The following is a 270-nucleotide window of genomic DNA, read 5'->3' on the forward strand; positions in this document are numbered from 1 at the left end:
GTTCCAGCCCCACTGGAAGCTGGACGGCGGCCGCGATGCCGCGGTCTCGTCGATGTGATAATCGGGCACGCGTTTGAGGAACTCCTGGATCATGATGGTGATCTCCAGGCGAGCCACGTGCACTCCCAGGCAGAAGTGCTGTCCGTGTCCGAACGACAACAACCGTTCGATGCGCCGATCCCATACGAAGTCGTCCGGATTCTCGTACTCGCGTTCGTCCCTAGCCGCCGAAGCCAGCAGTGTGATGATGCGCTGCCCGGGATTGATGGT

General features: G+C 61.1%; 1 protein-coding gene. It reads right to left on the minus strand.

Going from position 1 to position 270, the window contains the following annotated elements; translation table 11 throughout:
• On the minus strand, positions 1 to 270 hold a 270-nt coding region (locus ACZY0B_RS28055), incomplete at both ends, for a cytochrome P450 (protein ID WP_463767470.1).

It is taken from the genome of Mycobacterium sp. IDUB_19, from assembly GCF_055419445.1.